The organism is Methanolobus sp. (assembly GCF_030682845.1).
GTDB lineage: Archaea > Halobacteriota > Methanosarcinia > Methanosarcinales > Methanosarcinaceae > Methanolobus.
Map to the genome: position 1 here is coordinate 1 of NZ_JAUXNK010000065.1, position 8,096 is coordinate 8,096.

7 protein-coding genes are annotated in these 8,096 nt (G+C 42.2%); 6 read left to right on the plus strand and 1 reads right to left on the minus strand.

Annotated features, from left to right (window positions below; translation table 11 throughout):
* Nucleotides 1-507 (plus strand): pentapeptide repeat-containing protein (locus Q8J68_RS07660; protein WP_305310932.1); only part of this gene is annotated, 507 nt, incomplete at its 5' end.
* Nucleotides 508-597: 90 nt separating this feature from the next.
* Here the strand turns inward: Q8J68_RS07660 and Q8J68_RS07665 are convergent.
* Nucleotides 598-834, minus strand: coding sequence for a nucleotidyltransferase family protein (locus Q8J68_RS07665; RefSeq protein WP_305310933.1), 237 nt, complete (start codon nucleotides 832-834; stop codon nucleotides 598-600).
* Between the two features lie 265 nt (nucleotides 835-1,099).
* On the opposite strand from Q8J68_RS07665, the gene Q8J68_RS07670 reads away from it, so the two are divergent.
* From Q8J68_RS07670 to Q8J68_RS07690, 5 genes are all read left to right on the plus strand, one after another.
* Nucleotides 1,100-2,755, plus strand: a complete 1,656-nt coding sequence (locus tag Q8J68_RS07670) for a hypothetical protein (protein WP_305310934.1) — start codon at nucleotides 1,100-1,102, stop codon at nucleotides 2,753-2,755.
* Nucleotides 2,756-2,832: 77 nt separating this feature from the next.
* Nucleotides 2,833-3,501 (plus strand): nuclease-related domain-containing protein, encoded by a 669-nt coding sequence (locus Q8J68_RS07675; protein WP_305310935.1) that lies wholly within the window; start codon nucleotides 2,833-2,835, stop codon nucleotides 3,499-3,501.
* Between the two features lie 358 nt (nucleotides 3,502-3,859).
* Nucleotides 3,860-5,335: a pyridoxal-dependent decarboxylase gene (locus tag Q8J68_RS07680; RefSeq protein ID WP_305310936.1), complete on the plus strand. Its 1,476-nt coding sequence runs from the start codon at nucleotides 3,860-3,862 to the stop codon at nucleotides 5,333-5,335.
* A 258-nt stretch (nucleotides 5,336-5,593) separates the two neighbouring features.
* A complete protein-coding gene (locus tag Q8J68_RS07685) occupies nucleotides 5,594-6,853 on the plus strand; it encodes a sodium-dependent transporter (RefSeq protein WP_305310938.1) in 1,260 nt (419 codons plus the stop codon).
* 406 nt (nucleotides 6,854-7,259) lie between these two features.
* On the plus strand, nucleotides 7,260-7,889 hold the full coding sequence (locus Q8J68_RS07690; protein WP_305310937.1) for a type 1 glutamine amidotransferase family protein: 630 nt from the start codon (nucleotides 7,260-7,262) through the stop codon (nucleotides 7,887-7,889).
* The last annotated feature ends 207 nt before the right edge of the window (nucleotides 7,890-8,096 follow it).

Genomic DNA, 8,096 nt, shown 5'->3' on the forward strand with positions numbered 1-8,096 from the left:
GATGAAGAGTTTGAAGAGGAGACTTTTAAAGAACTCGATCTTACGGATGCATCGTTCAGGAACTCGAAGTTCATTGACTGCAATTTTGAGAACTGCAATTTATCAAGCGTGAATCTGGACAATACGAGACTGCAGGATGTCAGATTCAAAAACTGCAAAATAATGGGCCTCAACTTTTCAAAATGCAACGACTTCCTGCTCACAATAGGATTTGAGGATTCCCTCATATCATATTCCGTATTCTCAGATATGGACCTGGAAAATACGAACTTTGCCAATTGCCAGGTATATGATTGCGACTTCGTGAACACTAAGCTCAAAAATGCAAATTTTGAAGGTTCCGACCTTAAGAACAGCCTCTTCAGGAACACGAACCTGAGCTTCACATCCTTCAGGAATGCAAAGAACTACGACATCGACCCAAACAACAATTTCATGAAAAAGACGAAATTCTCGATTCCTGAAGTGATCTCGCTTTTGAGGGTGTTTGATATTGATATTGAGTGAGTGGATAGTAGGTTAGTCTATTAGGAATGCAAAAACTAATGATTTTAAGCATAAAAGCCTCTTTTAGGATTGGCTCTCATAGTCGCGGCTTTATGGCAGTCTCAATAACAAGGTCCACTTTTCTTTCAAAGAGTCTTCAAGATAGAATTTCAAATCCATATAATTACCAAAAGTCTTTTGACCTTCCCTGAACTCAACCAGAATGTCAATGTCACTATTCTTGCGTTCCTGACCCTTTGCAAAAGAGCCGAAGATGCCCATTTTTCTTACACTAAAAAGCTCTATCATAGCGTTCTCGTGCTTTCTCAAAATCCCAAGGGCATCCATAGTTACTACTTGCTGATAAAGTTTAAGTGATTAACTCTTTGAGTTGTAGAAGGGACTATTGTGAAATAGATTTTTTGAAAGCATTATTGCGTGTTAGTCACCACTAGATTTTAGTTTAAATTACGTAAGGATTTTAGATATTGCATATCATTTTCTTATAACGAAATTTAGTGAAACATTTAAAGTTACTTTTTTAGTAATGTATTTATTTACTCATGTGCACAAATCGGTATTATTTTATACTTAGCAAAATATTATATACATTATGAGTGCAGTTCCCATTGATTCAAAGTTTTTTAACCATGATGCTCAAGCAGGTGGTTTTTTTCCAGTAACTCATATTAATCCAGGTTTTGATATTGATTCCTATATTTCTGGACCTGGTCAAAATATGTTAGTTGAAGGTATAAGGGGAACAGGTAAGACTCATGTTTTAAAAATGATTGCATCTAAATGCATTAACTCTTATCCCGAAAAAAAGATACTGCCCGTATACTTATCTTTAGCTAAATTTACTGAATGGCAAGATAGTGATATTCGCCTTTTTCGTATTCAACTATATGCAAACATTGTCTCAGAAACAATATCTACTATTGAAAATAATAAGGGTAAAATCGGATCTCGAAAAGAGGGGTTTGAAAAAGCACTTGAAAATATAAAAAATATGTTTGGAGTAAAAAGTGATGATAATATAGACTCAATTCTAAGCAGAATTAAGGAAATCAACGAAGATTTGTTGAGTAAATTAACTTACAACCCTGAAAGAATACTTGAAAAGCAAGCTACCGAAAATACAAATAAAGCGTCTATAACAAGTACATCTTCTGTTTCTTCTCCTGTTGCAAAAAGCACGGTACAATTGTCCTTTGAACAATTTAAGTCTCTTCTCCAAGAACAATCAGTTCAATTTGTAGGAAAAAATTTAGCATATGAAAATGCTGCAGGATTCATTATTTCTTTTTTCAAAGAACTTAAATCCATACTTGGCTGCAAATATACTATTCTTTTACTAGATGAATGTTCAGAGGCTTCCCATGGTGCACAGGTTGAGATATTTAGGCTATTGAAACTAGTAAGGGGTACCTGCACTGAAGATATGCAAACAAACTATGTTTATTTTTTTGCTTCAGTTTATCCGTCTTATGCAACTAGCTATCCTCCAAGTTTTGAACCTGGGCAGGATGCCGGTGTTGAATACTTACAGTTAGATGAATTGTCAGATGAGTATGAAGCTTTTTTCTATGAGCTCACAAAGAAACGATTAGAACTAGTTTTTGACAAATCTGTAATTTCTCCGATTGAAGAGCTTTTCGAGAATGATAAGGCTTTTTACCTTGCAGCTTATGGAGCAAACGGAATCCCTAGGCGGTATTTTGAGATACTTAAGCAAAGCTATTCTACTTTGTGCCAAAGAGCAGATTCCGATTCTATTAATCAAAAGATATCTTTAAAAGATGTGGGTGATGCTATCCAAACAGTTGCTTCAAACCAAATACTGTCCCAAAACAAACTCACCAACGATAATTTTTCAGTGATTGAATATATTATAAAAAGAATATCTCAAAGGAATAAAAAAATAGAAACTGAAAATAAAGATAAAGAAAAACCAGTTCCTGCAAATGTGTATTTCACAATAAATAGGTCTCAATATGATATGATAACTCCTCTTTTGTTGCAAGGATGTTTGCATGATAAAGGTCGAACCCGATTAAAGAAATATTATAAAGAAGATGGTTCTCAGGGACCCCTAATAATGCTAGATTTGTCATTGGCTTATCAAGGGGGAGCAATTCTCAGACAAAAAGCTGTAGCTATTTTTAGGAACGACTTAAAAGTAAATGCAAAAGATGGTTATTCCTCTTGCCAAGATATACTTTTTCAGAAGCATATAAAGGATAATATGTATCTTCAACTAAGTTGAAGATACTATAAGATAAGTTTGATTTACATATTATTACTTTTTACTTCTGAAGTTATCCTCGCATCTTTTGTGATCCCATGGCGAAAATATTAAAACAACAAACAAGTCTTGACTCCACAGGTAATCAAAAAATCCTGTTAGCTGTAGTTTTACTAATAGCAGGACTGCTAGTTTTAAAACACAATGCATTAATAGGACTTGGACTGCTTATTAGCGGAATTTATATTGGAAAGAGCGGTCTTGCTTTTAAGACAGGTGCTATAGGTGAGGAAGACGTGACTTATCTTCTCGAGTACATGCCAAACGACTGGTATGTATTCAATGATATGGTAGTAGGTTCTTCACAGATCGATCATATTGTCGTAGGTTCTAAAGGTGTTTATACCATTGAAACAAAGAATTACCAAGGTACTATTTATGGAAATGCCGAAAAGATGCAGTGGAAACAGGTATTTCCGAACGGTTCAAGTTTTGAGTTCTACAATCCGGTCAAACAGGGAAATAAACACTCTCTTGAACTCAGTAAGTTCCTCGAGGAAAGTGGATTGAAGACATGGGTCACTACATTAGTTGTGTTTCCACATAAAGACGTTGAATTAAAGGTGTGGTCTCCAAAAACAAGAGTTCTATACTTAAAGGAGCTGGCGGCATATTTTATGGAGCAGAAAGATGTTCTGGATAAGGAAGCCTGTATTCTGATAGTTGAAAAGCTCAAAGAGATTATCCCGGAAAATGATTCTGCTTAATGAAAAGATATTATATGCCCAGTTGAGTCTCTATCCACCATTATGACCCCCTCCCCATCACCAAAATACGCCTCGCCTACTTCTCCGGCACAGGTAGCACTGCCCGCGCCGCCCATGCTCTTGAGCACGAAATCATTGGGCACGGCGTTCCTGCGATAACGTCCGATATCCGGGTATGTAGCACTTACTCTGGCAGAGGATTACTTTCTATGGAATTCTGTTCAGGACAGTTCACACAGGAAAACATATATTCTCAAAGAAATAATCTTAACATGTTCTTACATTGTTTGCAATTGGCAAGGTCAGGCAAGACTAAGGGCTTTTGATTTTTTTATCCATATTGATTGGTGGTTATATTGTGAGCAAAGAGACTGAAGAGTATCATGACGAAAATCTGGATCCGAAAGACTGGAAATCTATGCGCATCCTTGGTCATAGGATCCTTGATGACGCAATGGACTATCTAGAGACAATAAGAGATCGTCCGATATGGGAGCATGCACCGCAGCATGTAAAAGCCCACTTTGAAGGTCCGCCTCCTGCAGATCCTGAACCTGCACGTGATGTATATCAGGAGTACCTCCGGTACATACGCCCTCATCAACTGGGTAACAACCATCCGAGGTTCTGGGGCTGGATTGCCGGGTCCGGCACCGTGATGGGCATGTTTGCGGATATGCTCGCCTCCTCAATGGATGCTGTCAGTGGATCCTTCTCCTACCTTAGCAACAACTATGTTGAACTGCAGGTCATTGAATGGTGCAAAACACTTCTTGGTTATCCCCCAACTGCAAGTGGCCTTATAACCAGTGGCTGTTCAGCCTCCAACTTGATCGGCTTAGCTGTTGCAAGGAACATGATGGCAGGATTCGATTTACGTAGCAGGGGGATGCAAAATGCGCCGCAGCAGATGACTATCTACTGTTCGGAAGAAACCCACTCCTCTATCCAGAAGGCCGTTGAATTGCTTGGCTTTGGAAAAGACGCAATGCGCCTGATTCCTGTAGACGGATCCATGCGAATCGACCTGGCAGCACTGAGGGAGGCTATCACGGATGACCGTGAGAATGGCTGTCTGCCAGTGTGCATTATCGGATGTGCAGGGACGACTAACACAGCCGCCATAGACGATCTCAATGCCCTTGCGGACATATGCGCTGAGGAAAAATGCTGGTTCCATGTTGATGGTGCCTTTGGTGCCTGGGCGGCTATCGCTCCCAGATATAAGCATCTCGTAGCGGGAATGGAAAGGGCGGATTCTCTGGCGTTCGATCTGCATAAATGGATGTACCTTCAATATCCGATAGGCTGCATCCTGATTAGGAACGCCGAAGAGCACCGCAATGCGTTCTCCCTGACACCTACCTACCTTGCCCACGGCAAAGGAGAGCGTGGCTTAACAGGCGTCGACGTGAATTGGCTCTCAGGCTACGGTTTTGAGCTCTCCCGCGGCTTCCATGCACTCAAGGCCTGGATGACAATAAAAGAGCAAGGCACTGCCAAGTATGGGCGAATCATACAACAGAATATCGACCAGGCACACTATCTTGCCCGTTTGGTCGAAGCTGCCCCGGAACTTGAGCTGGCGATGCCTGTATCGTTGAATATTGTCAACTTCCGGTACATACGGTCCGGGCTGGATGACCCGGGCCTGGACCATCTGAACAAGCAGATAGAAATCGAGCTTCAGGAGTTGGGAATAGCTGTCACCTCAACAGTCATCATCAGAGACAGGAATTACCTGCATGTGGGAATTACAAATCATCGCAGTCTGTATAGTGACTTTGATACTCTTGTAAGGGAAGTGATCAGGCTTGGAAAGGAACTCGTTTGATCATTTCCTGAAACACATGTTTATTGGAGAACAGGAGCAGAATGTAAAATCGTTCTGTCGTCTTTGTTTAAAATGGCCAAAACGGTGCCATATATGGACCGCTTATTCAAGTGCAGTTGGCAAAAGGTAACATGAGAGATGTAATTGTCTGAAAAAGATCTTCGACCCGAACGTGAGCAACTTGCAACACGACTTGGCTTTCTGCTGGTGTCAGCAGGATGTGCCATAGGACTTGGTAACGTCTGAAGTTTTCCTTTTATTGCAGGAATGTATGGTGGCGGAGCTTTTGTTATCGTTTACCTCGTATTTTTACTACTTCTTGGCATTCCGCTCCTTGTAATGGAATATGCTATTGGCAGGGCCGGAAGGTTAAACATAGCAGGTGCCATGAGGAACCTTGAGAAGCCCGGAAGCAGATGGCATATCTTCGGATATCTGGCTATACTTGGAAGTGTAGTAGGATTGATGTTCTATACCACGGTTGCCGGATGGAGTGTCGCCTACATGTACTACACACTTACCGGGAAGTTCACAGGACTCGGACCGGAAGGGATTGGTGCAGCTTTTGGCGCCTTTCTGGGAAACAGTTCAGAGATCGTATTCTGGATGGCATTGGTCGTCGTACTGGGATTTGGGGTATGCTCCAGGGGGCTTCATAAGGGCGTTGAGAGGATAAGCAAGTCATTGATGGTCGTTCTCTTCTTTATACTGATCGCACTTGTTGTGCGCTCCGTTACACTGCCTGGTTCAATGGAAGGGATCATTTTCTACCTGCGACCGGACTTTTCCCTGCTTGACTGGGAAGCTGTCAATGCTGCCATGGGGCAGGCATTCTTCACTCTCAGTATAGGTATTGGCAGCATGGCTATTTTCGGAAGCTATATCGGAAGGGAGAAAAGCCTCGCAGGAGAATCGATCAATGTAGTTGCGATTGACACATCAGTAGCGCTTCTGGCGGGTCTTGTGATAATACCTGCTGCCTTTGCCTTTGGTATTGATGCCGGATCAGGTCCAGGTCTTATTTTTGTGACATTGCCGAACATATTCAATCAAATGGCGGGAGGCCAGCTGTGGGGTGCATTGTTCTTTCTATTCCTCTCTTTCGCCGCAATGACTACAGTGATAGCTATCTTTGAGAATATCATGGCATTCACAATTGATGAATGGGGATGGGACCGAAAGAAGGCTGCACTCATCAACGGCATAGGAATATTCCTGCTATCCCTGCCATGTGCCCTCAGTTTTGGAACATTGAGCTGGATAGAGCCATTGGGACCCGGAACAGGTATCCTTGATCTGGAGGATTTTATCTTCACCAACACCCTGCTGCCAATAGGCGCTCTGTCCTTGGTACTGTTCTGTGCGTATAAGTTTGGCTGGGGATGGGATAAATTCACAGAAGAGGCAAATGCCGGGGAAGGAATACGTTTTCCACGGTGGATACGTCCCTATCTTGCCTATGTACTGCCTTTGATAATACTTTTGTTGATGGTTGAAGGCTGGATGGCAACTTTCTGAATCAATGGAACAAAGCACCATCAGGGCAGTATATCCCTGCCATCTTCTAATCCACAGGATGACCGGCCTGAAAATACCCTTATCAGAGTCGGGTCTCATGCTCCAGCCTTGGGAGCCTGCAAGATTATGGATATTTTATTCAGTTTGATTCTTTGCCTGCTAACTCATTGAGATATCAAATGAATCCCATTGCTCTTGCAAGGAGGAATAATGCAACGAAGGCAATTACAATTATCAGAACATCCCTGAACATTCTCTTTTGAACTGAGCATTCATCTTTCCTTTTAACCATGTTTTCACCTTTTTAGATAGGATTCTATCCTATATCTTTTATGCTTTTCTTCATTGCTGGAAAGTTTAATAATCAGTCCACCTATCTTCCATTATAATCTTCGGGGATGCACTCATGACCAAGATCGCCTATCTCTACGTATTCGACACCATGGCCGACTGGGAGCCTGGTTTTCTGATAGCTGAACTGCATTCCGGTCGCTACTTCAGGAAAGATGCTGAAAAGTATATCGTCAGGACAGTGGGCCTCACGAAAGAGCCTGTTGTCACCATGGGTGGTGTGCGTATACTGCCGGATGTCCGCTTAGAGGAGTGCAACGCTGCAGATGCGGGAGTGCTGATTCTCTCGGGCGGTGATACATGGCTTGAGGATATCCACGCGCCCGTGATGGAAAAGGTAAAGGAGTTCCTGGACGCAGGGGTTTTTGTGGCGGCTATTTGCGGCGCAACTGTGGGACTGGCAAAGGCGGGACTGCTGGACAACAGGCCTCACACCAGCATCGACCTTGGATATCTGAGGGCAGTCATTCCAGCTTATGCAGGGAAGGCATTCTATAGACCGGAAACTGCGGTCACAGACGGTAAGCTCATAACCGCTTCGGGTGTTGCTCCCATTGATTTTGCCCGTGAGGTGTTCAGAGAGCTTAAAGTATTCTCAGATGAGACACTTGAAGCCTGGTATCAGTTGTATGTAACGCATGAAGCGCAGTACTTCTATGCGCTGATGGAATCACTGGGTAATTGATCACTCATGCACACGTTTCTTGACGCTTCTTCGGCTCCTGTTTTATACCATTATTGCTTTAAATCACTTGTGACAATATGTTTAGAAGCTCTGTCATTTGATTCAATGTAAGGGCTTATAATCCCGTTGTGAGAATGCGGGTTTCAGGCCGGCAGTCAGCCTTATGTATCTGCTTGTTTTTTTGGTATTGTTAAGTAAATAGAGGTA

Excerpts from the sequence above, each read along its gene's own strand:
- Q8J68_RS07670 (WP_305310934.1), top strand. The coding sequence starts at position 1,100 with ATGAGTGCAGTTCCCATTGATTCAAAGTTTTTTAACCATGATGCTCAA.
- Q8J68_RS07690 (WP_305310937.1), top strand. The coding sequence starts at position 7,260 with ATGACCAAGATCGCCTATCTCTACGTATTCGACACCATGGCCGACTGG.
- Q8J68_RS07675 (WP_305310935.1), top strand. The coding sequence starts at position 2,833 with ATGGCGAAAATATTAAAACAACAAACAAGTCTTGACTCCACAGGTAAT.
- Q8J68_RS07665 (WP_305310933.1), bottom strand. The coding sequence starts at position 834 with ATGGATGCCCTTGGGATTTTGAGAAAGCACGAGAACGCTATGATAGAG.